Raw genomic sequence first — 26,144 nt, 5'->3', positions numbered from 1 at the left:
GCCACCGGCGCCGAGACGCTCGCTAGGCGACGGACTCGCCGAGCTTGGTGGCGATCTTCTGCTCCTTCTCCTCCCACTTGGGCATGGGACGGAAGAGCTGGAAGAGCATGGCCGCCAGCAGCACGAAGGCGACGATGGTCCAGAGGCCGAAGCTGCCGAAGGCGATGAGCTCGTAGAACTGGTTGATGAACAGGGCGATCACCCAGCCGAAGGCACACTCGTAGCCGATGGCGAAGGCCGTCCAGCGGGCCGAGCCCATCTGCTTGCGGATGGTGCCCATCGCGGCGAAGCAGGGGGCGCAGAGCATGTTGAAGGCGACGAACGCGCACATGGCGCCAACGTGCAGCGCGCCCTCGATCGTGAACATGCCGGCGAATCCCGCCCACATGTTGACGGAGTTCTCGGTGGCGTCGCCCAGGCCGTAGAGGACGCCGAAGGTGGAGACGAGGTTCTCCTTGGCGATGAGCGCCGAGATCGAGGAGGCAGTCGCCTGCCAGTTGCCGAAGCCGAGCGGGGCGAACAGGAAGCTCAGGGCAGAGCCGACACCCGCGAGGATGGAGTAGTCCATGAAGTCCTCGCCGACGCCCTCCATCTCGGGGAGGAAGCCGAAGGCGCCCGTGCCACCCTCCCAGCCGGCGACGCCGAAGTTGGAGAGGAACCAGATGGCGACCGCGGCGGCGAAGATGATCGTGCCGGCCTTCTTGACGTAGGCGGCGACGCGCTCCCACACGTGCAGGGCCCAGGACCTGATGCTCGGGAAGTGGTAGTCGGGAAGCTCCATCACGAACGGGACGGGCTCGCCCTGGAAGGGCCTGGTCTTCTTGAGCATGATGGCGGAGATGATGATGGCGGCGATGCCCATGAAGTAGAACATCGGCGCGACCCACCACATGTCGGAGCCGCCCATGAGGACGCCCATGACGAGCGCGATGATCGGGAGCTTGGCCGAGCACGGGATCATGGTGGTGAGCATGGCGGTCATGCGACGGTCACGCTCGTTCTCGATGGTGCGGGTGGCGAGCACGCCCGGCACGCCGCAGCCGGAGGAGACGATCATGGGGATGAAGGACTTGCCGGAGAGGCCGAAGCGGCGGAAGACGCGGTCCATGACGAAGGCCACACGGCTCATGTAGCCGCAGTCCTCGAGGAACGACAGCATGACGAACAGGACGAAGATCTGCGGGATGAAGCCGAGGACCGAGCCGACGCCGCCGATGATGCCGTCAACCACGAGCGAGATCACCATGGCGGAGGCGCCAGCAGAGGTGAGCCAGCCGGTCACGGCATTGGGGATGGAGTCGATAAAGCCCGGGTAGTCGTGGGGGTCGGGCGCCTTGGCGCTTGCGGCCTCCTTGAAGTCGGAGGAGGTGACGGTGTCGATCACCTGGAGCGTCTGCCCCTCCTCGAGGACGGCATTGCCGTCAGCGTCGAGCTTGGTGATGACGTTGTCCTCGGTGTCGAGGAAGTTGCCGTCCTCGTCGGTGACGGGCACGTCCTTGGCCACGACGGAGGCAGAGGCCGTCTCGAAGCGCTCGACGATGGCATCGCTCTCGGCCGTCGGCTCCTCGGCGGCGACGGCGTCGGCAACGCCCTCGGTGTTGATGCCGGCGTCTGCCGCGGCGGCGATGAAGCCGGAGACCTTGTCGCCGTAGTGGTTGTCGTTGAAGGACTCGGTGTCGGCCTCGTACTGCTGCTGCGAGGCGCCGTTCACGAAGAAGCCGTCGCCGAAGAGGTTGTCGTTGACCCAGTCGGTGGCGGCGGTGCCCACCGTGGAGATGGCAATGTAGTACACGAGGATCATGACGCACAGGAAGATCGGCAGGCCGAGCCAGCGGTTCGTGACCACGCGGTCGATCTTCTGCGACGTCGTGAGCTTGGCGGGCGCCTTCTCGACGCAGGCGTCCATGACGGTCTGGATCCAGTCGTAGCGCTCGGACGTAATGATCGACTCGGCGTCGTCGTCGCGGGCGGCCTCGACGGCGGCGATGACCTTCTCGGCCTCGTCGAGCTTCTCCTTGGAGAGCGCAAGCGGAGCGATGGCCTCGACGTCGCGCTCGAAGACCTTGATGGAGTACCAGCGCGAGAGCCCCTCGGGCGCGGCGATGATCTTGGCGATCTTGGCGAGCGCGTCCTCGACCTCGGCCGAGAAGAGCTTGATGCCCTGGCTGGGCACGCTCTTCTCGCCTGCGTCAATAGCCTTCTGGACGAGCTCGTCGAGGTTCTTGTTGTGCAGTGCGGAGACCTCGACGACGGGCACGCCGAGCATCTTCGAGATCTTCTTGGCGTCGATGACGTCGCCGCGCGAGGCGAGCAGGTCGCACATGTTGAGGCCGACGACGACCGGGCGGCCGGCCTCGAGGACCTGCGTGGTGAGGTAGAGGTTGCGCTCGAGGTTGGTGACGTCGATGAGGTCGATCACCGCGTCGGGGCGCTCGTCGACGAGGAAGTCGCGGGAGACGACCTCCTCCGGGGAGTACGGCGAGAGGGAGTAGATGCCGGGCAGGTCGGTGAAGAGGACGTCCTTGTTCTGCTTCCAGTGCGCCTGCTTCTTCTCGACGGTGACGCCGGGCCAGTTGCCCACGTAGCCGTTCGAGCCGGTGAGCTCGTTGAACAGCGTCGTCTTGCCGCAGTTGGGGTTGCCGGCAAGGGCAATGTTGATCGTTTCTGACATGTGAGACCTTTCTTGGCTCTCGTTGGGCGCGGATATGGCACCGCGCCACGCACACTTGTTAGATGGGGCTAACTCTGGCCCCAAAAAAAGAGGAGTCGAACCCGAGGCCTACGCCCCGGCGATCCCCGTGACCTCGACGCAGCTCGCCTCGTCCTTGCGCAGCGTCAGCTCGTAGCCGCGGACGGTGACCTCGATCGGGTCGCCCAGCGGGGCCACCTTGTGGACCAGGACGCTCGTGCCCTTGGTGAGGCCCATGTCCATGATGCGGCGCTTGATGGGACCCTCCCCCGTGAGCTTGGCCACGGTGCAGGACTGGCCGACCTTCACATCCCTCAGACTTGCCATGTGTTCGATTCCCCCTTGAGAGAAAGACAGGCCGCGGCCATGCCGCGGCGATGTACAGACGACTGGTTGTGCTAGCAGGTGACGATCCTCATCGCCATGTCGCGGTTGAGGCCGAAGGTGGCGCCCTTGACGCTCACGACCACGTCGCCGTTGACGCGGGAGACGACCTTGACCTCGGCGCCCTCGACGAAGCCGAGCTCCGCGAGATGCTGGCGCAGGGCCTGCGCACCGCGCACGCGGCCGACGCGGACGACCTCGCCCTCGCCGACCATGGCGAGCGGGAGCTGTGCAGACGAAACGGTGCGGCCCGCCTCACCCGAATGCATGTGAGACTGCGAGCCTGCGACTACGGCGTCCATCGCTTGTCCTCCTTGTGGGCCCGACGCTTGCCGATTGCCCGTCCGATAAGTTCAACCTGGCTAACTAAAAAGTAGTATAAGGCTTACTTCCCATGCTTCGGACCCAAAAGTAAACCTTTCTTAACTTTGAGCCCAATCGGACGGCCTCCCCCTATCGGACGGCGCGACCGGCGTGGTCGAAGCGCAGGTCGCACGCATAAAAAGGAACCCGCCGGCCAAAGGGGCCGACGGATTCCGTCAAGACGGTGTGGAGGCGCCTGGCTATGCGGCCTGCTCCATGGAGGCGGCTGCCGGGTTCTCGCTCTGGGAGCGGTTGGGGCCCGCCTGCTCGGAGCTCCAGGTCCACCCCTCGTCGAGGCTCACGCCGTCGCCGAAGATGGTCTTCCACTCGTCACGCTCGCTCACGGCATGCCAGCCGTTCTTCTCGCACGACTCCTTCATGGACTGGGCCTTGTCGAGCTCGCCCCAGTCGCGGGTGGTGTCGTCGCACATGAGCATGAGCGCAAGCGACTTGTACTTGTTGTTGTTCACCACGTAGTTGGCCATCGAGCTGTCGCCCGACGAGTTGCCCAGCGAGATGACCGGCTGCTTGCCGATCTCGGTCGCGATGATCGTGGGCTTGTTGGCCTTGACGTCCTTGATGACGAGCTGCCCGCCGAGGGTGGGGACGTCCGTCTTGTTCCAGGTGTAGTCGAGGCCATCCTTGTCGCCCTGGCCCGAAGCGACGACGGTGCTCACGCTGCCCTTGATGTGGTCGGGCTTGATCTCGGGGAAGTAGTCCTTGAGCAGGACCTGCAGGACGTTGCGGTCGGTGCCCGAGACGATGTAGCAGTCGAAGTCATTGGCCTCGAGGTACTTGACGAGCTCGACCATGGGCTTGAAGTAGGCGTCCTTGCGCTTGAGGTTCTTGAACTTGGGCGCGTCGGTCTCGGCGAACTCGGCGACGTAGGCCTTGAAGTCGGAGACGCTCATGCCGCCGAAGACCTCGGCCAGGCACTTGGCGTGCTGGGCCTCGAGGCCGGAGGGGAACTTGCGCGTGCGCTCGACCTCCTCGACCTGGCGCGCGACCTCGACCTGCTCCGGCGTCGGCGTGTAGGTGGAGTCCCACAGCACGCGATGCACGTACATGGCCCAGTCGAGGTAGATTGGGTCGAGCTCGCCGTAGAGGGTGCCGTCCCAGTCGATCGTGACGACACGGTCCTCCTTGGGGATGAAGTCGGCGCTCTTCTCGTCGGTCACGTTCTTGACGTAGTCCTTGACGAGCTTGATCGTGGGCGAATCGTCGTTCCAGCTGGCGAGCGACGCCTCCTGCTGCGTGCTGCTGGACTGCTGGTTCGACGCCTGGCCGGACTGGCCGGCGGGCGCGGCGCAGCCGCCGAGCGCGAGCGTAGCCGCGAGGGCGACCGACGCGATGGCATGACGCGGGTTCTTCATGGGTTCTCCTCGTCTCTCGGCACGAATACGCACTCATTCTAGTCCGAGGACGGCGCGTGCCAGACGTCTCATCGCGGAGCGGCAAGAGGGATGGGACGTGACCGGAATAGAAGATCAGGGGCTGACCGGAGGCCGTTGCGACAGAGGACGACAAGGCACGCAAGAGAAGGGCAAGCTGGCCCAGATATGGCATAAACCTGCAGGTAGAACCTGTGAAGTTCTTGGCAATCCGGCTTGCGCGAAAACGGCTGCGGCCTATGCTTGGGCACAGGCTGACGGCAGGCCTCACGTGCAGGGGCGGCGCCTTCCGAAGGGAGGTGTTGCCTATGGACATACTCGCCATCGCGTTCCGGATGGTCCTCGGGATCGTCAAGCTCCTCAGGGCGCTCGTCGAGCTCGAGACCGCGAAGAGCAGACGGAGGGAGGTCCGTGCCGACGCACGTAGGCATAGACGCCTGAAATAGTTCGAGCCTCGAGGTGCTGGAACACCTGAGGCTCAAAACCTACAACGGCGCCGCCTAGCATTCCCCGTAGGCCGCCGTCGGCTTTATCATCGCACCCAGGTGGCGGAGAGTCAATCTCGCCGCATTGGACACGCAAGCCCATTCGACGAACGAGGTCTCGGCCCTTCCGAGGGGAGGTCCGTGCCGACGCACGTAGACATAGACGCCTGAAATAGTTTGAGCCTCGAGGTGCTGACACACCCGAGGCTCTGAACAACTACAACGGCGCCGCCTAGACAGAGACGTAGGCCGCCGTCGGCTTTATCATCGCACCCAGGTTGCGGAGAGTCAATCTCGCCGCGATAGAGACGCGGAGTCGTCCGACAAGCGAAACAGCGGCGCCCGAGGCCGAGGCCGCGGACGCCGCGTGGCATGCCGATCGCATCGGGTGCGGGCGCAATACGCCTGCGCCGTGGCCAAAATCAGCCCGTGTTCTGAAGGCCCGCGGCCACTCCGGAGACGGTGCAGAGGATGAGGTAGATGTAGCTCTCGCGTTCCTCCGGGGAGAGGGTGTCGCCGGCGTCGCGCATGAGCTTGAGCGCATGCGCCTGCGTGATCGAGAGCACGTCGACGAAGGGCAGGCGGGTGCGGATGACGGGACCGAGGACGCGGCGGTGCTGCAGCGGCCACTCGTTGCCGGTGATGGAGAGCACCCACTTGCGCGTGAGGCGCATCTCGTCGAGCACCATCTCGCTGAGGTCCTCGCGGTCACCCAGGTCGAGGTACATGCGGGCAATGTGGTCGTTGGTCTTGGAGAGCGACATCTCGACGTTGTCGATGAAGGTCGTGAACAGCGGCCACTCGGCGTAAGCCTCGCGCAGTCGGTCGAGGTCGCCGAACTTCTCGCACGCCGTGCCCAGGCCGTACCATGCGGCGAGGTTGATGCGCGCCTGCGACCACGAGAAGATCCACGGGATCGCTCGCAGGTCGTCGAGGGACTTGGCGCCCAGGCCGCGCTTGGCGGGACGGCTGCCGATGGGCAGCAGGCCGATCTCGGTCAGGGGCGTGACGGTGCTGAACCACTCGGCGAAGCCCTCGGTGTTGAGCAGCTCGAGGTAGCGCTCGCGCGAGTTGAGCTCGAGCGACTCGGCGATGTCGGAGAACTTGCCGTTGGTCTCGGTGTTGACGTACTCGACCGAGGGCGCGGTCTGCAGCAGCGTGGCGCCGGCGATCGACTCGACGTGGCGACGGGCCAGCGTGGCGTTGCCGTAGCGCGCGAAGATGACCTCGCCCTGCTCGGTCAGCTTGAAGCGGCAGTTGACGGAGCCCTTGGGCTGCGAGAGGACCGCGCGGTTAGCCGGGCCGCCGCCGCGGCCGACCGCGCCGCCGCGGCCGTGCATCAGCAGGAGGTCGATGTTGTTCTCCTCCGCCCACTGCGCGATGCGCTCCTGCGCGGCGTGCAGGACGAGGGTCGCCGAGGTCGGACCGGCGTCCTTGGAGGAGTCGGAGTAGCCGAGCATGACCTCGAGGCAGCGGCCGGTCTGCGCGAGGCGGCGCTGCACGTCGGGGATCTTGATGATCTCGTCGAGGGTGTCGACGGCGTTCTCGAGGTCCTCAACCTGCTCGAACAGGGGGATGACGTCGAGGGTCGGGACGTCCTGCTCGTGTGCGAAGGCGAGGCGCGCGAGCTCGTAGACGTCGGCCACGTTCTGGGCGCTCTTGGTGAACGAGATGATGTAGCGGCGCGCGGCGTTGACGCCGTTCTTGCGCTGGATGGCGCCGATCGCGCGGAAGGTGTCGAGCACCTCCTGGGTCATGGGCTGCAGCGGACCGCGCTCGCCCCAGCGGCCGTTCTCGCGGATGTCCTCGAGGGCGCGGGCGTGCACGACGGAGTGCTGACGGAACTCCATCTCGACCATGTGGAAGCCGAAGGTCTCGGCCTGCCACACGAGGTCCTGCACCGGGCCGTAGGCCGTGCGGACGGCGCCGGCCTTGGCCAGCGAGCGCTGCACGACGCGCAGGTCCTCGATGTACTCCTCGGCAGTGGAGTACATGATGTCGGCGGTGCGGTCGATGGTGGCCCTCAGGCGCTCCGCCATGACCAGCATGACCGCGCGGTGCGTCTCGCGCGACGAGATCTCGAGGGCGTGCGTGCTGATGGCCTCGCTCATCTCGACCTGGTGGCTCCAGAGGTTGACGAGCTGGTCGGAGGGCGGCGTAGAGATCGTGTCGACCGTGAGGTTGCGGCCCACGGTGTGCGTGGCCTCGGCCAGCGTCTCGAGCATGTGCACGCGGTACTTCTCGGCGACCTTGCGGCTCACCTTGGCGGTCACGTTGGGGTTGCCGTCACGGTCGGAGCCGATCCAGCTGCCGGGATGGAAGAACGCGGGGCAGACGGGCGGCACGGTGCCGGCCTTCTCGCCCAGCTCCCAGTCGCTGAAGCGACGGTAGACCTCGGGCACCATGTTGAACAGCGTGCTGTCGAAGATGTCGATGACGGTGTTGGCCTCCTCCACCGGCGTCGGCTTCTTGTGCGCGATCGGCGAGGTGCGGAACAGCGCGTCGATCTCCTGCAGCATGCGGCGCTCGTTCTCGGCGAGCTCGGCGCCGGCCAGCTTGGGGCGCTCCTCGAGCAGGGCCGAGATGCGCTGGATCTTGCCCTCGACGGCCTTGCGTCGGGCCTCCGTGGGGTGTGCGGTGAAGACCGGGTGGAACTCCAGGCGGTCGAGAAGAGCCATCGCCTTGCCCCGGCCGCACTCGTCGACGAGCTGTCGGTACGCGACCGTGATGTCGTTGATGGGGTCGGCGTCGGCGCTGAGGGGCACCTCGGACTCACGAGCCCTCAGCGAGGTGACGCGGTAGTTCTCCTCGCAGATGTTGGCGAGGTGGAAGTAGGTGGCGAATCCCCTCATGAGCAGCATGGTGCGCTCGACGGGCAGCTCGTCGATGATCCTGACGGCGTCGGCGAAGGCCGCGTCCTCCCCCTCGGCGTCGTCGCCCGCGCGGTTGGCGCGGATCGCGTCGGCCAGGAGCGCGTCGAAGGTGTCGCTCAGGTCCTCGTCGTACTCGTCGATGACCTCACGGGTCAGACGAAGGAACAGGACCATGTTCTGCTTGAGGTCGCTCGGAATGTCGAACTCGGAGAGCGTGCTCGCGGCGAGCGAGTGCCCATGCACGTGCTCGGCCCTCTGGTCGAGGTCCTCGCGGGCGAGGCGGATCTGGCGGCTGATCCGCTCGATCACCTCGTCCTTCAAACGGTCGATTTCGGACACTGCAATCCCCCTTGTCATGCGTGGGCGCGCGTCCGTGCGAGGGCGCGCGCCTCACGTCAATCATGCCGACGCGCCCAGACTGCGCCGGGCGCGCCGCGACTTGCAATGGATGCTGTACCTACCTTAGCGCTTGGAAGCTGGCAACACACGCAGGCAACGCGACCGAAACTGAGAGTTCACCGTGGCGGACGCGTTGCCGCTCGCATGCAGGAATGACCGTTCGTGGATGTTCGTGTAGTTTCTCTGAAGCGGGAGTGAAGATGTGATGTAAGGTCTCCTTACGTTCAGATTCAGGCCTATCCGTGTTACGAGCACATTGGAGGTTGCCATGAACCAGCAGCAAGCACTCGAGTACGCCGCCGGAGGTGCCGTCCTTGGCGGCATGATTACCACCATGATGATCGTCAGCCTGGTTATCTGGGTTCTCCTGATCATCGCCTACTGGAAGATGTTCACCAAGGCTGGCGAGGCCGGCTGGAAGTCGATCATCCCCATCTACAACAACTACGTCCTCTTCAAGATCACCTGGACGACCAAGGACTTCCTGATCTGGCTCTGCAGCGGTATCCTCGGCGCAATCTTCATGGGACTCAGCGGTGCCTACACCACCACGTCCAGCGGCGCCGTTGTCGCCTCCTCCAGCGGCGGCAACATGATTCTGGTGATCCTCGCGCTCGTCGCGCTGCTCGTCTGCCTGGTCTGGTCCATCCGCCAGTGCTTCAAGACGGCGGCCGCCTACGGCAAGGGTGCGGGCTTCGGCTTCGGTCTCCTCCTCCTCCCGACCATCTTCACGCTCATCCTGGGCTTCGGCTCCGCCGAGTACGTCGGTCCGCAGGAGTAGCCACATCTCACATCGCACGCAAGGCCCTCGCCTCGGCGGGGGCCTTTCTTTGTGCCGAGGCGGCGCGGGGCAGGAAGGCACGCTCCTCTCGCCCGCGCGAGAGGCACCCGAGGACGCCCAAAGAACGTAGAATTGAGGCTCGTGAAGGCAAGGCGTCGGCCAAGGCGGCCGCGATCGGGAGAGAGCATGCAGATTCGTCGAGACAGGGGCAGGCACGTGAGGGCGCGCAGGGGCGAGAGCTCGGCCGCGGGAAGCCTGCGCGAGGTGCGCGAGAGCGCCAAGGGCGGCGAGGACAAGGGGTGCGAGTGGCGGCCCGGGCCGCTTCGCAGGCTCGTCGACCACTGGTGGGACCGCCTGATCGGCGCGGTGTACTCGGGCTCGCTCGCCGACCAGACCGCGCAGTACAGCGCCCACCACGCCAAGCGCGACTACTTCTTCAACTCGATCGGCATGGGCGTGTGGGGCGGCCTCTTCCCCATCCTCACCGTCATCGCGACGCACCTCTCCGGCGCGGAGCAGGCGGGCATGTTCGCCATGGCGTTCGTGATCGCGAACCTGCTGCAGTTCATTGGCAACTACGGCGTCCGCACCTTCCAGGTCTCCGACATCGACGAGGCCGAGTCGTTCGACGCCTACCAGATCCACCGCTACCTGGCCTGCTTCCTCATGGTCGCCATTGGCTACCTCTTCTGCGTGGTGCGCGGCTACGGCGGCGACATGCTCGTCATCTGCTGCGCGACGTTCGCGTTCCGCGCGATCGACGCCGTGGCCGACGTCTACGAGGGCAGGCTGCAGCAGCTCGACAAGCTCTACCTCTCGGGCATCTCGCAGATCGTGCGCTGCGCGCTGGTGGTCGTGGTCTTCACGCTCGTGCTCGTGATCTCGCGCAGCATCCCGGCCGCGAGCATCGCGATGGCGATCGCGTCGGCCGTCACCCTCGTGGGCGTCACGATCCCGCTGACGCTCTTCGAGACGCCGCGCTCCCGCAAGTGGGACTCGCGCGAGGTCATCGAGATCTTCCGAGAGTGCTTCCCCGCTTTTCTCGCCCAGTTCCTCTTCGCGCTCATCGAGGCGATCCCCAAGTTCGTCATGGAGGGGACGCTCAGCTATGACAACCAGCTGTACTTCAACGCAATCTACTTCCCCGCGCAGGGCGTGCTCATCACGGTGAGCCTTGCGTACAAGCCGCAGCTCGTGCGTCTGGCCAAGATCTGGTCGGACCCCAGCCACCGCAAGCGCTTCGACTTGATCGTGGTCGCGGTGCTCGCGGGCACGGCCATCTTCACGGCGGGCGACCTGCTGGTTACCGCGTGGATCGGCATCCCCATCACGAGCCTGATCTACGGCCTCGACTTCGAGCCGTACCGCATGGCGCAGTACCTCATGATCATCGCGGGCGGCATGTCGGCGGCCATCGACTTCCTGTACCAGATCATCACCGTGCTGCGCCAGCAGGAGAAGGCGACGAGCGCCTACGGCATCGCGTTCGTGGTCGTGACGGCGGCCTCGTTCGCGCTCGTGAACATCATGGGGTTCCAGGGCGCCGTGTGGGCCTACTTCGTCGTTATGGTCGTCCTTCTCGTCCTGCTGGTCATCCAGTACGTCCGCGCGCGCCTGAACCCGAAGCGCTACTAGCGCGGGTGGCGACGCGGCGGCGCCGGCGCGCGTTGGCGGGAGCCGCCGGACGGGTGCGGCCTAGGCGGACTTGGTGAGGTCGACCGCGAGCTTGCAGCTTGCGGGGTCGTAGCCGGAGCCGAGGACGTCAGAGACGAAGGACTGGACCCACTCGGGCGTGCAGGACGTGCTCGAGCCGTAGCTGATCTCGTTCGTGGCGGCGAGCGCGTCGGTGTAGTCGCGCAGCATGTACGTGGTCATGTTGGCGCCCACGCCCTTGTGCGTGACCGTGGGCTCGAAGGAGTAGCGCGCCACGGAGCAGGAGCCGTCGGAGTCCTTGCGCAGGGTGACCTTGGCCATGCCGCCCACGAGGTTCTCGTCGTCGGGCTGGGTGCTCACGAAATTGCCGATCGACCAGAAGCAGACGCCCTTCTTCCCGTTGGCGAGGTCGATCGTCTCGACGGGCTCGATCACGTGCGGGTGGTCGCCGATGATGACGTCGGCGCCGAGCTCGACGAACTTCCTCTCCCACTCGAGCTGAGAGTCGACGGGCTGGGTGTGGTACTCCTCCCCCCAGTGCGGGAAGACGACGATCATGTCGGCGGACTCCTTCGCCTTGGCCATGGTCTTCTTGATGTGCTCGTCCTCGAGCATGGAGACCGCGCCCTCGGCGTCGATGTATCCGTTGAGGCCGTAGGTGTAGTTGAGCAGGGCGACCTTGAAGCCGTCCTTCTCGTACACGTAGACGTCGTCGAGCGAGCCGTGGTTGGGGTCCTGCACGTCGATGGCGCCGAGGACGTGGACGTCCGGGTGCTTGGACTTCCAGAAGCTCAGCTCGCTGTGGATGCCGTTGTAGCCCATGTCCATCGTGTGGTTCGAGGCGCGCAGGACCACGTTGAAGCCGACGGCCGCCTCGGCGTCGCCCATCTCCTGCGGGCCGTTGAACGAGGGGTAGCCCACGTAGTCGGCGATCGTGCCGCCGAGGATCGTCTCCTGGTTGAGGACCTTGACGTCCTGTCCGTCGAGCTCGCCGGCGATGTGGGCGAAGATGTGGTCGAAGTTGTAGGTGCCGTCGGAGCGCTCGCCGCTCTGGAAGACGCCGGAGTGCTGCAGGATGTCGCCGATCATCATGAGGTTGATCTCGGTGGGCTTGGACGCTGCGGCCGCGTCATGGACGGCCGGCGTGCCCGAGGCGGCTGCGGGGGCGGCGTCGCCGCCGGGCCTGCCGAGGATGGGTACGACGACGAAGACGACGATGGCAAGCACGATCGCGGCGCCGGCGATGGCGACGAGGCGGCCGCTGGAGCCGCGGGCCGGGGCCGGGCGCGAGGCGGCGCGCCTGCGCTGGGGCGCCCCTCCGGAGAGGTGCCTGTCGTAGGAGGCGCCGTGCTGGCGGGACGCATGGGAGGCGCCGCGAGCCGGCGTCGCGTGCGCGCTGCGGCGCGGGTCATGGCCTGCGGCCGCGGGGCGCGCATGGGACGGGCGCGAGGCGCGCTGCGCGGGGTGCGGCCGTGGCTCTTCTCGCCCGGCGACGCGGTGCCCTGCCGGGACGTGGCCGGCGTGGCGCGGCACGTCCTCCCGGCGCGTGGCGCGGCGGTGGCCGTGGCGGGCCGGCTGGTTTGAGTTGGCGCGGTACCTCTCGTCAGACATGCGTGACATCCCTTCGCGCGGGTGACCTGTGCACATGATACGCCTGACGGGCGATGTCGGCAGCTGGCGAGGGTCGCTCCCCTGCCGCGGGCCCGGCTTGGCCTCGGCGGCGCGCATCAAAACATATAAAAGGGCGGCGCCCCAGGGGACGCCGCCCGGATGCGAGCGTATGTCGGCCGCGGACCTACTCGTGCGAGATGGTCTTCAGCGAGACCTCCTCGAGCTGGCGGTCGGAGACCGGCGAGGGCGCCGCGCTCATGAGGTCGGAGCCCGAGGTGGTCTTGGGGAACGCCATGACCTCGCGGATCGAGTCGGCGCCGGCGAGCAACATGCAGACGCGGTCGAGGCCGAGCGCGAAGCCGCCCATGGGAGGCGCGCCGAACTCGAGGGCCTCCATCAGGAAGCCGAACTGCTCCTTGGCGCCCTCCTCGTCGAAGCCAAGCATCTTGAGGATGCGCATCTGCAGCTCGGCGTCGTGGATGCGCATGCCGCCACCGCCGGCCTCGAAGCCGTCCATGACGAAGTCGTAGGTGTGCGAGCCCACGGCAAGCGGGTCGGAGTCGAGCAGGTCGATCTGCGACTCCTCGGGCTGCGTGAAGGGCTGGTGCTCGGAGGCGTAGCCGCCGCGCTCCTCGTCCCAGTGGAACAGCGGGAAGTCGACGACCCACAGGAAGTCGTGGCCCTCGCGCTCGATGCCCAGGGCGTCGGCCATGTGGTTGCGCATGCCGCCCATGATCTCGTCGGCCTTGAGGCGCGAGTCGACGGCGAAGAGCACGAGGTCGCCGGGCTCGACGGCCATCTCAGCGCGCAGGGCGTCCATCTCGGCGTCCGAGAAGAACTTGGCGATCGGGCCCTTGACGGAGCCGTCCTCGTTGAACGCGACGTAGGCGAGGCCCTTCGCGCCGAACTCGGCGGCGACGCCGGAGAGCTTGTCGATCTTGGCGCGCGCCCAGGTGCCGGCGCCCTTGGCGTTGATCGCCTTGATGTAGGTGTCGGGGTCGGCAGCAGCGGACGAGAAGAGCTTGAACTGCGAGTCGCCGAACAGGTTCGTGACGTCGTGAAGCTCCATGCCGAGGCGCGTGTCGGGCTTGTCGGAGCCGTAGGTGTCCATCGCGTCCCAGTAGGAGATGCGGCGCAGGGGCAGGCTCATCTCGACGCCCACCTTGGCGAACGCCTTGGAGAGAACGCTCTCGAGGCAGTTCATGACGTCGTCCTGCTCGACGAAGCTCATCTCGACGTCGACCTGGGTGAACTCGGGCTGGCGGTCGGCGCGCAGGTCCTCGTCGCGGAAGCACTTGGCAACCTGGTAGTAGCGCTCGACGCCGCCGACCATGAGCAGCTGCTTGAGCAGCTGCGGCGACTGCGGCAGCGCGTAGAAGTGGCCCGGCTGGGTGCGGCTCGGGACCAGGAAGTCACGGGCGCCCTCGGGGGTCGACTTGAAGAGCGCCGGCGTCTCGACCTCGCAGAACAGCTCGTCGTGCAGGGCCTGGCGGATCGCGAACGAGAAGTCAGAGCGCAGGCGCAGGTTGGCCATCATGGACGGACGGCGGATGTCGAGGTAGCGGTAGCGCAGGCGGATGTCGTCGGCGGTGTCCATGTCGTCCTCGATCGGGAAGGGCGGCGTCTTGGAGGTGTTGAGCACCACGATCTCGCTGACGATGACCTCGATAGCGCCGGTGGCCAGGCGGTCGTTGGCCTGCCCCTCGATGCGCGGCTGCACGCGGCCGACGACCTTGACGGGCCACTCGGGACGGATGGTCTCGGCGGTGCGGAAGCACTCCTCGTCGCACAGGTCGGGGTCGAACTGCAGCTGCGTCAGGCCCTCGCGGTCGCGCAGGTCGACGAAGATCAGGCCGCCGTGGTCGCGGCGGTGCCAGACCCAGCCGGTGAGCGTGACGGTCTTGCCGACGTCCTCGCGCCGAAGCTCGCCGCAGGTGTGCGTGTGCATGCTGAACATGTGATTCCTCTCCTCTTCCGCCCCGTGCCGTGCCGGGCGGGCTTGCAGGTGATGCGCGCGTCCCGTAGACCGCGGGCGCACGCGGTGTCACATGATAGCAGTGCGCCCTGCCGCCAATGTGCAGACTGAGTGTGCTCCGCGCCGCCCCGCGCGGCCGAGAAGAGCCTGCCTTTCGGCCCACGCCGCCCGCCGCACGCGGGTCTATAGTGATTGCGACACACGATGCGACAGCGAGACGCTAGCGACGGAGGAGCCATGGCATACAAGGCGGTCATCTTCGACCTCGACGGGACCCTGCTCGACACCCTCGAGGACCTGCACGCCTCCGTCACGGCGGCGCTCGAGGCCAACGGCATGCCCGCCCGAAGCGTCGACGAGGTCCGCGCCGCCCTCGGCTTCGGCGCCCGCGAGCTCATCCGCCGCTGCGTGCCCGCCGGCACCCCCGACGACGCGCAGGAGCGCGCCTACGCCTCCTTCAAGCGCCACTACCTCGCGAACAGCTCCGCCCACACGCGCCCCTACCCCGGCATACCGCTGCTCGTCCGCATCCTCAGCCAGGAGGGCGTCCAGCGCGCCATCGTCTCCAACAAGCCCGACGCCGCCGTCCAGGACCTCGCCGCCGAGTACTTCTGCGGCAGCTTCAACGCGGTTGCCGGCGAGCGCGAGGGCATCCGCCGCAAGCCCGCGCCCGACACCGTCCTCTCGGTCATGGAGCGCCTCTCGCTCGAGCCCGCGAGCACCGTCTACGTCGGCGACTCCGAGGTCGACATCGAGACGGCGGCAAACGCCGGCCTCGACTGCGTCAGCGTCTCGTGGGGCTTCCGCACGCGCGAGCAGCTCCAGGGCTTCGGCGCCACGCGCATCGCGGACACATGCGAGCAGCTCGCCGAGATGCTCCTCCTCTAGCCCGCCCCCGGCTACTCCTCCACCTTGCCGCGCGTGGCCTCCATCGACTCCTCGACCTCGCGGTCGACGTCGTCCTTGGTGAAGCCCTGCTCGAGCATCGGCACGAGCATGCGGTAGGCGTTCTCGGTCGCGTTCTCGCGCGGCGAGCGCTTGGCATAGCGCTTGACGGCGCCCGTGGACTTGTTGATCGCCACGAGCGTGCCCGCGCCGGCCACGCAGCCGCCGGGGCAGGCCATGCCCTCGACGAGGTAGCCGGGGTACTTGCCCTTGACGGCGTCCTTCATCATCTTGCGGCACTCGTCGAGCCCCTCGGCGTTCACGACGTTGACCTCGCGGTCGGGGTAGCGGCGCTTGATCGCGTTGGCCACGGCGTTGGCGACGCCGCCGGCAACGGCGAAGTTGCGCGCGTCGGCGCTCGCGACGTCGAAGTCGGAGTTGTTGTCGTCCTCGAGGCTTAGGTAGTCGATCTCCTTGGCCTCCATCATGCCGGCCATCTCCTCGAAGGTGAGGACGAAGTCGACCTCGCTGCGGACGCTCCTGCGCATGGCCTCGAGCTTCTTGGCGGCGCAGGGCCCCACGAAGACGATCTTGGCGTTGGGGTGCTGGGTGCGGATCATGCGCGCCGTCAGCGTCATGGGCGTGAGCGCCATCGAGATGCACTCGGCGTGCTCGGGGAACTCGCGCTTCGCCATGACCGACCAGGCCGGACAGCACGACGTGCCCATGAACGGCAGCTTCTCGGGCACCTCGTCCAGAAAGTCGTTGGCCTCCTGGATGGTGCAGAGGTCGGCGCCGAGGGCGACCTCCTCCACGCCGGAGAAGCCCAGGCGCTTGAAGGCCTCGCGGAGCTTGCCCACGTTGCCCTTGCCGCCGAACTGGCCCACGAAGGCGGGCGCCACGGCCGCGATGACCTCCTGTCCGGAGTTGATCGCCCAGATGACCTGGCCGATCTGGCTCTTGTCGGCAATGGCGCCGAACGGGCAGTTGATGAGGCACTGGCCGCAGCTGACGCACTTCTCGTAGTCGATCTCGGCGCGGCCGTGCTCATCGGAGCCGATGGCGTGCATGCCGCAGGCGGCGGCGCAGGGGCGCTCGTGGTGGTGGATCGCGTGGTAGGGGCAGGTCTTGGCGCACATGCCGCACTTGATGCAGGCGTCCTGGTCGATGAAGGCCTTCTTGTCCTTGAAGCTGATGGCCTTCTTGGGGCAGATCTCGCGGCAGGGGTGGGCGAGGCAGCCCTGGCAGGCGTCGCTCACCATGTAGACGTTGTCCTTGCACGCGTTGCAAGCGAACTTGATGACGTTGATCAGCGGCGGCTGGTAGTAGACCTGGTCGCCGGTCTCGGCCTCGCTGAAGCCCTCGCTCACGCGCGACGGCTTGTCCATGCTCGAGAGCGGCAGGCCCATGGCCAGGCGGATGCGCTCGCCGATGATCGCGCGCTCCAGGAAGACGCTCTCGCGGTAGGTGGCCACATCGCCCGGCAGGATCTTGAAGGGCAGCTCGTCGAACTCGCGGTCCAGGTCGTCGTCGGTCTTGCCCGACGCGGGGTCCATCGAGTAGCAGATCTTGGCGACCTCGCGGAACACGCTCCGCCTGATGTCGGTCAGGTTGGTGTAGACGCCTCGCATGGTATCTGGCATGGTCGCCCCTCTCTTGCCGACGTGCCCCTCACGCCGGTCGCATGGCCTCGCGCAACGCGTTTCGACCGTGTTTCGTGCGAACTCTTTAAGTATGCCTTATCTGCGGGTAGTCACGGGCCGAAAAATCCCGCTCGAAGCGTTTAGGCCACGGCGCCCGAACCGTCAGGCGCTCGCCGGTCACGGGGTGGAGAAGAGCCTCCTCCAGGGCGTGCAGCATGAGGCCGTCCGCGCGCGGCCCGCCGTAAAGGGCGTCGCCCGCGAGCGGGAAGCCCATGCTCTGGAGGTGGACACGGATCTGGTGGCGCCGCCCGGTCTCGAGCTCCGCCAGAAGGAGCGAGCGCCCGTTGGCCTCGCCGAGCTTTCGCACCCGCGTGGCCGCGGCCTTGCCCGAGGCGCTCACGCGCATGCGACGGGCGTCGTGGCGGTCGCGCCCGATGGGCCGCTCGATGCGCCTCTCCCCCTCCGGAAAGCCCGCCGCGACCTCCAGCAAGTAGCGCTTGCGCATGTCGTGCCCGGCGACGAGCGCGTCGAAGCCGCCCTGGAACTCCTCGGTGAGCGAGAAGAGCACGACCCCGGTCGTGTCCGCGTCCAGGCGCTGCAGGGCCTGCACGGAGCAGCCAAGCCCGCGCCCGTCGGCCCAGGCCTGCACGCGGTCGGTGAGCGTCTCGGATGAGCTGCCGTCACCGTGAACGATGAGCCCCGCCGGCTTGTCGACCGCCACGAAGAAGCGGTCGTGGCAGATCACGCTCGCAGGCGCGCTCGCGCGCCCGGGGCGCGCAGACCCGCGCCCGGCCGTGCGCGCAAGCTCGAGGCACACCTCGTCTCCCGCAGCGAGCCGCGCGCCCTCGCGGACCGGCTCGCCCGCACGCGTGAGCGACCCGCGCGCGAGGATGCGCCCGGCCTCTGCCTTCGAGACGCCCGCGCCCAGCAGCGCCTCGCGGGCGGCGCAGTCGCGCGTGACCTCGAAGCGCACCTCGCGCACGCCCGCGTCCCGCAGACGCAGCGGCCGCGGACGCGCGCTCCTCTCGGCGGCATGCATCTCGGCGTCGCTCATGCGCGGGCCCCCTTCCTGCCATCGGCGCCCGTCGCGGCGCCCGCGTCGGCGATCGCGTGCGGGCGCGCGGCGAAGTGCTCGACCAGCACGTCGTAGAAGTCGGTCACCACGCTCCAGACGTGGTCGGAGGCGCGCCAGGCCACGTCGATGTCGATGTAGGCGTCGGCGCCGAGGCCGGCCATGAGCAGGCAGCCCTCGCCGTGGCGCGCGATGGCGTCGGTCGCGAGCTCGAAGGGGACGAAGCAGGCGCCCACGTCGCGCGCGGCGAGGTCGATCAGGGTCTCGGAGTTCTTGGAGTGCACGGCCACGCGGGGCTCGACGCCCGAGCGGGCGAGCAGCCGGCGCGCGAGGTCGCCGGGCTCGTCGCGCTCGCCGAGCATCATGAGCGGCACGTCGGCCAAAGGCGCCAGGTCGCCGTCGCGCTCGAGTCGCGCGAGCGCGGCGGGGGCGTCGTCCGCCAGCGTCCGCCCGATCAGCGCGCGCGAGGCCAGCAGCACGACCTGCTCGCGGTAGAGGGGGCGCACCACGAGGTCGGCGCGGCTGTGGTCGACGGTCGCGACGGCCATGTCGATCTTGCCGGCGTGCAAGAGCTCGAGCAGCTGGTCGTTCTCCTCCTCGTGCAAAAGCACGCTCACGCCCGGGTGCGTCGCGCCGAAGCTCGAGATCGCCTCGGGCATGAGCATGTGACCGCGCGTGCTCGCGACGCCCACGCCCAGAAGCCCCTGCTGGTCGCCCGCGATGTCGAAGAACTCCTGGCGCATCGAGCGCTCGAGCGACTGCAGCCGGCGGGCGTAGCCCAGAAAGACCTCGCCCGCATAGGTGAGCGTCAGCGGCACGCGGCGGTTCACCAGGCGCACGCCCAGCTCGCGCTCGACGTTCGCCACGTGCGCCGACAGCGTCTGCTGCGTCACCGAGAGCCTCTCGGCCGCGCGTGTGAAGCTCCTCTCCTCCGACAGCGCGACGAAGTAGTCCATCGACGTGAAGTTCACCGCGCGGCACCCCCTTCTCACAAATCCAATTTGTAATACCTATCAAATATAACAGTTGGACTTGGAGAAGAGCGCAGCGTACCTTAGGTGCTCGATGCATCTTCGACAGACGGGAAGACCATGGCAGAGTCCCTCATTCTCATAGCGTTCGCCACCATGCTCGTGGCGGGCATCGTCATGGGGATCCCCCTGCTCTTCACCCTTATCGCGGGGCTCGTGCTCTTCTGCGGCTACGGCCTCGCGCGCGGGCACAAGCCGCGCGCCGTGGCCGGCATGGCCCTCGAGGGCGTGCGCACCATCGGCGGCGTCCTCCTCTTCTTCGTCATAATCGGCGCCCTCACGGCGTCGTGGCGCGCGGCCGGCACGATCCCGTCCATCACCTGCTGGTCGGCCGAGGTCGTCAGCCCCGAGACCCTCGTGGTCGTGAGCTTCCTCCTCTGCGCGTTCATGTCGATGGTCACCGGCAGCTCGTATGCCGCCTCGGCCACCGTGGGCGTCATCTGCATCACGATCGCGACCGCCATGAAGGCCAACGCCGCCATCGTGGGCGGCGCCATTCTCGCCGGCGCCTTCGTGGGAGACCGCTGCTCGCCGCTGTCGTCGGCCGCCGCCCTCGTCGCGACCATCACCCGCACCCAGGTGTTCGACAACGTGCGCCGCATGGTCCGCACCGCCGCCATCCCCTTCGCGATCTCCTGCGCCGCCTACGTCGCCCTCGGCCCCATGGCCGCCGGCAGCGGCATGGCGCCGTCGTTCACGGGCTCCTTCGCCGCGAGCTTCGACCTCTCGTGGGTCACGATCATCCCCATCGCGATCATCCTCGTGCTCTCGATCGCCAAGGTGCGCGTCAGGACCACCATGCTCGTGAGCCTCGCCGCGGCCCTCGCGATCTGCGTCACCATCCAGCACATCAACCCGCTCGACCTGCCCGGCATCCTCGTGTTCGGGTACCAGTCGCCCAACCTCGCCATCGCGCGCATGGTCAACGGCGGCGGCATCCTGTCCATGGCCGAGATCATCGCCATCGTGGGCGTCGCGGCCACGTACTCCGGGCTCTTCTCGGGCACGGGCCTGCTCGTCGGCCTGCACGAGTACGTCACCCGCATCGCGCGCCGCTCGACGCCGTTCATCAGCGTGCTCGCGACCTCGATCGCCACGTGCACCGTCGCCTGCGACCAGGTGGTCGCCATCATGCTGACCCGCCAGCTCTGCGACGAGGTCGAGCGCAGCGACAGCGCGCTCGCCCTCGACCTCGAGAACAGCGCCGCGATCATCTCGTCGATCGTGCCGTGGTCGACCTCCTGCATCGGCATCATCGCGTTCGTCGGCATGCCCATGGAGAGCGTCGCCTTCAACTTCCTCACGATGCTCATCCCGCTGTGGACCCTCGCGATCTCCGTCTACCAGCACCGCCACCCCGGCTTCTCGCAGACGCGCGCCGCCCGCGCGCTCGGCCTCGACACCCGAGACGACGCCCGCCTGTCCTCCCCCGCAGACGCCGACCCCGACGCCGACGCCGACGCCACCTCCGACGGCCCCGACGCCTCGGGCACGGCCGCAGGCGCCCCCGCCGAGAAGAGCCGCGCCCTCGTCGCCTAGCCCTCCGGGGCGCGTCCGACACAGAGTCCGCACACGAGCGACCGCACAGGCGGTCGCTCTTCTCGTCTGTCGAATATACCTACACGAACGTGCCAATTCCCTGCGCGCGCACGGTATGCTTTCCTGAATCAGCTGCCGACCACGCCCGCGCATCCAGGCGACGGGCGCGACAGAAAGCGGGGTTCAGATGGAGCGCAACGAGGACGTCCGGACACGCGATCAGATCGGGCAGGAGGGCGACGCGGCCGGAGGCGCGCCGCAGGACGCGCCCCGGGCCGCCACGCGCGGGCTCAGCCGCCGCTCGTTCGTGGAGGTGGCCGTCGGCACGCTCGCGACGCTGCCCTTCGCGACCGTGGGCAGCTACGTGCTCGCGCCCGCGGGCTCGGCGCTCGCCGAGGAGGCCGACGAGTCCGAGGTCGACGGCGGCGACGCCAAGGGGCCGAGCCTCAAGATCATCGCGGCCAAGCCCTACGAGACGAGCTTCATCGTGGCCGACATGGCCGACGGGGCGCAGACCGCCGTCAAGGGGGCCAAGGTCAAGGTCACCCGCCAGGACGGCAAGGGCTCGGCCGAGGGGGTGACCGACGACAAGGGCATCGCGATCATCGACATCGCCAAGATCGCCAACAACCCCAACGGCAACAAGGACGTCTACAAGATGAGCAGCTACGTGCTCGCGGGAAGCATCAGCGTCACCGCGAGCGGGTACCGCGACTTCGAGGTGGGCCTCACCTACGTCGAGGGCGGCCAGCTCATCGAGGTGCCCACGCGCAAGCTCTCCGAGAACCTCCCCTACCCCGCCTGCGCCACGATCGCGGGATGGGACATGCTCTACACCAAGAACGACTTCCTGCTCGACAGCGCGAACACCGCCAACGTGGACGCCAAGGTCGTCGTCAAGAACCTCGGCGCCGGCGAGTGCACGCTCTCGCTCACGCACGGCAAGACCGGCGAGGCGTTCGCCCAGGCCAAGGTCACGCCCACGGGCGGCGTGGCGACTGCCACCTTCACGCAGGAGCTCCTCAAGCGCGACTCGGCCAAGGCCTTCGCCGAGAAGGACAACTACCTTCGCATAGAGCAGGGCGGGAAGTCCTTCGTCACGGCGCTGTCGCCCACCTTCTCGAAGCCCGCGGCCAACAAGGCGCCCAACGCCTCGGGCGTGAAGTTCTCGCCGCTCAGCATGGACGGCAAGGCCATCAGCGGCCTCGGCCTCAAGTGGCCCAAGTCGATCCCGGTCATCGGCGGCTCCGACGTCAAGGTCTGGACGCCCGACTGGCTCATCAACGTCGACTACAACCCCTTTGGCTACCTGCGCATCACCATCCCCATGAAGCGCTGGGGTAAGGACTACAACACCGACACCAAGAAGTGGACCGACGGCTTCTCGATGCCGCGCAAGTCCATCTCCGAGCAGTTCAACAAGCTCCTCAAGACCGCGGGCGACATGTCGGCCAAGGCCGGCAGCGCCATCTCGGGCGGCGCCATCGAGAAGATCGACACCTTCGGCAGCGTGTCGTTCCGCCTCAACTTCCAGCTGCTCCTGGGCGCCCAGTGGGACAAGGGCACCGGCGCCCTGCAGTACTCCGGCGGCCTGCAGCTCTTCGGCTCGATGGACGCCTCCTACACCATGAACTACATGCTCGGCCCCATCCCGGCGCTGATCATCTTCGGCTTCAACGCGACGGCCGACGCCTCGGGCACCCTCGGCGGCCGCCTCGTCCAGAAGGACAAGACCCGCTCCTTCATCGACGACATGTTCGACTGGTCGCTCGTCGAGTGGGACCCCATGAACACCGGCCTGTCGTTCCGCATCACGCCGGTCGTGAGCGCCTCGGTGGGCGTCGGCATCCGCGGCGTCGCGTCGATCTGCGTCAAGGGCAGCATCGGCCTGGCCTTCTACATCGCGTGGTCCCCCGCGGCGCCGAAGGACGGCAAGTCGCAGCTGCACGTCATCCTCAGCTTCATCGCGAGGCTCGACCTCGTCCTGCACATGTTCCTGTTCACCAAGACGTTCCTGCTCGCCGACGGCAGCAAGCCCAACTGGGTCGACAACTGGAAGAACCAGCTCGGCACCTCGGCCGAGGGCGACGACCTCGAGACCATCGACCCCTGGGCAAACTACACCCTCGAGGAGCTCGCCGACTCCCTCGTGTTCATCTCCGACGGCATGCTCGAGACCATCCGCGAGGACGAGCTCGGCACCATCAACTACGACGAGACGCTCGTGCCCGACGGCTCGCCCGACAGCTACGAGACCAATTACGATGATTGGGACGAGAACGTCCCCGACGACGACACCTGGGGCGAGGACGACTGGGCGCGCTGGTACGGCATCGACGAGCTCACCGGCCAGTCCGACGACCACCCCACGAACCTCCGCATCGGCTTCAGGCGCGGCGAGGACATGGTCGCCCCGCTCGAGGACGGCACGCCCATCCACTACTACACCTACGACTTCGGCCTGCTCGAGCCCGAGCCCACGCCCGCCGACGCCCAGACCCAGGCCCAGAAGGACGACGCCGAGAAGAGCAAGGCCTCAGACGCGGCCCAGGCGCAGAAGCAGGGCGATGCGCAGGCCGCCACGGCGGACCGGGCGAAGGACCCGACCGCGGATGACGCGACCGACGCCAACGCGACCGGTGCCAACGCGACCGGCACGACCGACGGCGATGCCGCGACGGGCGACGCCGCAACAACGGACGCGAACAAGCAGACGGGCGACGCGACGCCTGGTGCGGCCGTCGCCGCAGGTGCCGCGGCCGCAGGCGCGGCGGGCACCCTCTCCCCCGACGAGGCAGCGACCGCGAGCGCCACGCCCCTCTCGGACGGTGAGGCGGCCACGCCCGATGCCAGCACGTCCGCCCCCACTGCAGGCGCGACCGACGCAGGCACGACGGACCAGACGGGCGCGGCAGATGCCGGCGCGACCAGCGAGGCAGGCGCGGACGCGACCTCCAAGGCGGACGACACTACCGGCGACAAGGCAGACGCCGCGACGGATGCCGCGGACGCCAAGGACAACGCCACTGACAAGGACAAGCTCGGCACCCAGGCGCAGGAGACGGCCCAGACGCAGGGCGAGCAGCCGAGCCAGGAGCAGCTCGACGCGGCCGCCGAGACGGCCGCCGCGGCCGGCGCACCCTTCCTCAACACGCAGTTCGCCGTGGCCGCAGACGCGCCCGTCGGCATCAAGGGCGTCGGCATGGACGGCGGACTCAGACCGACCTCCGACACGAAGATCAACGCGAACGTCTTCGGCGACCCGCGCTCGAAGGTGATCACGGTCAACATCGGCAGCGAGTCCAAGACCTACCTCTTCCGCCTCGGCACCGCCAAGGTGCGCGCCTTCGACATCTCCAAGAGGAAGGCCTGGATCGTCACGCGCACGCGCCTGACCGCCACCCTGCTCACCGGCGGAGCCGCCGGCCAGACCCACAAGTTCGACATCTACGTCAACCCGAGGAAGCCGCGCGACGGCTTCAAGCGCTGGGAGTACTACGACTACGACTACGACCTCGAGTTCCTGCCCAGCTCGAGCGGCGGCACATTCTCGGTCGCCATCATCTGCGGCAAGCGCGCGAATCCCGAGGGTCAGACGATCGCCTCGCTCGACGGCGTCATGGCCGAAACCGCCTTCCTCTTCTTCAAGGTGGATGCCCGCGACATGACGTCGGGTGCGACCTCGCGCATCTCCAACTGGTTCGTCCGCACGTCCGAGCAGGTCTTCGGCGACGGGTCGTCCAACAAGATCCACTCGATCTCGAACCTGTCCTGCCACCTCCAGGGCTCCACGATGCTCGTCAACTACCTCGACCGCTGCGTCGACAAAGACGCTGTAGGCGAGCTCGTCAAGAGCGAGAACGTCGAGACGAAGCTCGGGGTCATGTTCGTGAACTTCTCGTCCAGCAAAAGGAACGTCAACCCCGTCAGGATCGCGAGCTGGAACGACATCTCGGCCAAGATCGGGGCGCTTCCCAAGGACCTCTTCGAGATGCAGGTCAGCGAGGCCGTCGGCGGCGAGCACACGATCATGCTGCGCGGCGGCAAGCGGGTGACCTTCCTCATCATGAAGGTCGACTACGCGACCAGCGGCGGCGTGCTGCAAAACATCGTCAAGGGCAAGACGGTCTACGAGTTCGACGAGAAGGACCCGGTGGGCTCAATGCCGCCGCGCCTCGTGCCGTGGCGCAAGCACGAGGGCTTCCTCTGCTCGCATGGCGGCAAGCTGCAGCAGGCCAAGTGGAACAGCAGCTACGACCTCGAGTTCACGCCCGTCGGTCCGACCGAGTACGGCGTGCAGGCCTTCGGCATCAGCCGCAACGGCAACCTCATCTTCTGGCCGCAGTCGCGCGACGGCGACCAGGTGAGCAAGGTCGACGACGAGACGGGCGACGTCACGACCGAGCGCCAGAAGGTCTTCCACATCATGGCGTGCCGCGTCTGGGGAGCCAATCACTTCTCGGATCCGTTCATCATGGCGGACCTCTCGCACGACGCCGACCAGCTGTCCGTGGTTGGCGTGGGCGGCTCGGCGCTCGACCTTCTCATCACCGAGCTCGTGAAGGGCAAGGACAGCGACCTGGAGTACGGCGCGAACCTCTGGCGCACGCGCATCCCACACGTCAAGAGCGTCACGGCGCTGCGTGCCGAGGCACCCAACGCGCGCGTGACGCCCGGCGGCTCGGCCAACTTCGACGTGACGCTGCGCAACGACGGCAACACGTTCATCTCGGGCTGCAAGGTCGTGATGTTCTGCGACAACGAGAAGGTCAGCGAGACCCAGCTCACCTTCAGCAAGGACACGCTGCGCGAGTCGGTCTACAACCAGAGCGACGAGAAGGGCAACCCCACCAACGTCGAGAGCGACTGGTCGCTGGCGCCCGGCAAGACGCAGACGCACCGCGTGTCGATGCCGATCCCGGCAGAGTGGCGCGGCGAGAAGAAGGTCGGCTTCCAGGCGACGAGCCCCACGATGGTCACGTCGGGCGGGCTCTACAACCAGGATGACGACGACTGGGACGAGGGCGAGGTCATCGAGTACGAGAACGAGCCCATCGACATCATGGACGAGGTCTGGACCGAGGAGGACGACGCGGACTGGAGCGATCTGAACGACGCGCCGGTCGAGGTGCTGGGAAGCACCGCCTCGGCCCCCAGGAGCAGCTCGCGCCTGCCTGACACGGCAGACCCGACCACGGGCATCGTGCCGGCCGCGCTGGCTGCGGCAGGGGCCGCGGCCCTGGCCTACGAGCGTCGCCGCAGAAAGTACGAGAACATGGTCGAGGAGGACGAGGAGTAGCCTCGGCGAGACACACGTGACGGATTCGGGGCGGGGTGCCAGAGGTGGCGCCCCGCCCCCTCGCGTTACCG

16 protein-coding genes are annotated in these 26,144 nt (G+C 67.5%); 6 read left to right on the top strand and 10 right to left on the bottom strand.

All coding sequences use genetic code 11. The features are described 5' to 3' along the window. Positions 1-22 precede the first annotated feature (22 nt). The 4 genes from feoB to M5D76_RS03640 form a co-directional block, all read right to left on the bottom strand. Entirely contained in the window at positions 23-2,671 is a 2,649-nt protein-coding gene (feoB, locus tag M5D76_RS03655; RefSeq protein WP_248922027.1) for a ferrous iron transporter B, read from the bottom strand. A 108-nt stretch (positions 2,672-2,779) separates the two neighbouring features. Then, on the bottom strand, positions 2,780-3,016 hold the full coding sequence (locus tag M5D76_RS03650; RefSeq protein ID WP_248922026.1) for a FeoA family protein: 237 nt from the start codon (positions 3,014-3,016) through the stop codon (positions 2,780-2,782). A gap of 71 nt (positions 3,017-3,087) precedes the next feature. After that, complete coding sequence (locus M5D76_RS03645; protein WP_248922025.1) at positions 3,088-3,375, bottom strand: FeoA family protein; 288 nt, start codon at positions 3,373-3,375, stop codon at positions 3,088-3,090. Between the two features lie 261 nt (positions 3,376-3,636). Further along, complete coding sequence (locus M5D76_RS03640; RefSeq protein ID WP_248922024.1) at positions 3,637-4,809, bottom strand: HAD family hydrolase; 1,173 nt, start codon at positions 4,807-4,809, stop codon at positions 3,637-3,639. Positions 4,810-5,135: 326 nt separating this feature from the next. Here M5D76_RS03640 and M5D76_RS03635 point away from each other — a divergent pair, with 326 nt between their 5' ends. Beyond that, entirely contained in the window at positions 5,136-5,273 is a 138-nt protein-coding gene (locus tag M5D76_RS03635; protein ID WP_248922023.1) for a hypothetical protein, read from the top strand. A gap of 461 nt (positions 5,274-5,734) precedes the next feature. Here the strand turns inward: M5D76_RS03635 and M5D76_RS03630 are convergent, their stop codons facing one another. Next, on the bottom strand, positions 5,735-8,542 hold the full coding sequence (locus M5D76_RS03630) for a phosphoenolpyruvate carboxylase (protein WP_248922022.1): 2,808 nt from the start codon (positions 8,540-8,542) through the stop codon (positions 5,735-5,737). Between the two features lie 310 nt (positions 8,543-8,852). On the opposite strand from M5D76_RS03630, the gene M5D76_RS03625 reads away from it, so the two are divergent. Both M5D76_RS03625 and M5D76_RS03620 read left to right on the top strand, forming a co-directional pair. After that, positions 8,853-9,365: a DUF5684 domain-containing protein gene (locus M5D76_RS03625; protein WP_248922021.1), complete on the top strand. Its 513-nt coding sequence runs from the start codon at positions 8,853-8,855 to the stop codon at positions 9,363-9,365. Between the two features lie 186 nt (positions 9,366-9,551). Beyond that, a complete protein-coding gene (locus M5D76_RS03620) occupies positions 9,552-11,000 on the top strand; it encodes a lipopolysaccharide biosynthesis protein (protein WP_248922020.1) in 1,449 nt (482 codons plus the stop codon). A gap of 60 nt (positions 11,001-11,060) precedes the next feature. On the opposite strand, the gene M5D76_RS03615 is transcribed toward M5D76_RS03620, so the two are convergent. Together M5D76_RS03615 and aspS are read right to left on the bottom strand one after the other, a co-directional pair. After that, complete coding sequence (locus M5D76_RS03615) at positions 11,061-12,629, bottom strand: CapA family protein (protein ID WP_248922019.1); 1,569 nt, start codon at positions 12,627-12,629, stop codon at positions 11,061-11,063. A gap of 184 nt (positions 12,630-12,813) precedes the next feature. Further along, complete coding sequence (aspS, locus tag M5D76_RS03610; RefSeq protein WP_248922018.1) at positions 12,814-14,586, bottom strand: aspartate--tRNA ligase; 1,773 nt, start codon at positions 14,584-14,586, stop codon at positions 12,814-12,816. 255 nt (positions 14,587-14,841) lie between these two features. Between aspS and M5D76_RS03605 the strand changes: the two genes are divergently transcribed. After that, positions 14,842-15,492 carry an HAD family hydrolase gene (locus M5D76_RS03605; protein WP_248922017.1) on the top strand — a complete coding sequence of 217 codons (651 nt, stop codon included), beginning with the start codon at positions 14,842-14,844 and terminating at the stop codon, positions 15,490-15,492. An 11-nt stretch (positions 15,493-15,503) separates the two neighbouring features. Here the strand turns inward: M5D76_RS03605 and M5D76_RS03600 are convergent, their stop codons facing one another. The 3 genes from M5D76_RS03600 to M5D76_RS03590 form a co-directional block, all read right to left on the bottom strand. Next, entirely contained in the window at positions 15,504-17,132 is a 1,629-nt protein-coding gene (locus M5D76_RS03600) for a 4Fe-4S dicluster domain-containing protein (protein WP_248922016.1), read from the bottom strand. An 85-nt stretch (positions 17,133-17,217) separates the two neighbouring features. Continuing rightward, positions 17,218-18,186 carry an RluA family pseudouridine synthase gene (locus tag M5D76_RS03595; RefSeq protein ID WP_248922015.1) on the bottom strand — a complete coding sequence of 323 codons (969 nt, stop codon included), beginning with the start codon at positions 18,184-18,186 and terminating at the stop codon, positions 17,218-17,220. Then, a complete protein-coding gene (locus tag M5D76_RS03590) occupies positions 18,183-19,175 on the bottom strand; it encodes a LysR family transcriptional regulator (protein WP_248922014.1) in 993 nt (330 codons plus the stop codon). Before M5D76_RS03590 ends, M5D76_RS03595 begins: the two co-directional genes overlap by 4 nt. A 120-nt stretch (positions 19,176-19,295) precedes the next feature. On the opposite strand from M5D76_RS03590, the gene M5D76_RS03585 reads away from it, so the two are divergent. Next, complete coding sequence (locus M5D76_RS03585; protein WP_248922013.1) at positions 19,296-20,774, top strand: Na+/H+ antiporter NhaC family protein; 1,479 nt, start codon at positions 19,296-19,298, stop codon at positions 20,772-20,774. A 187-nt stretch (positions 20,775-20,961) separates the two neighbouring features. Then, positions 20,962-26,073, top strand: a complete 5,112-nt coding sequence (locus M5D76_RS03580; RefSeq protein WP_248922012.1) for a hypothetical protein — start codon at positions 20,962-20,964, stop codon at positions 26,071-26,073. Positions 26,074-26,144: the final 71 nt, after the last annotated feature.

The sequence above is a fragment of the Olsenella intestinalis genome (genome assembly GCF_023276655.1).
GTDB classification, from domain to species: domain Bacteria; phylum Actinomycetota; class Coriobacteriia; order Coriobacteriales; family Atopobiaceae; genus Olsenella_J; species Olsenella_J intestinalis.
This window is presented reverse-complemented; position numbering and strand designations above follow the sequence as displayed.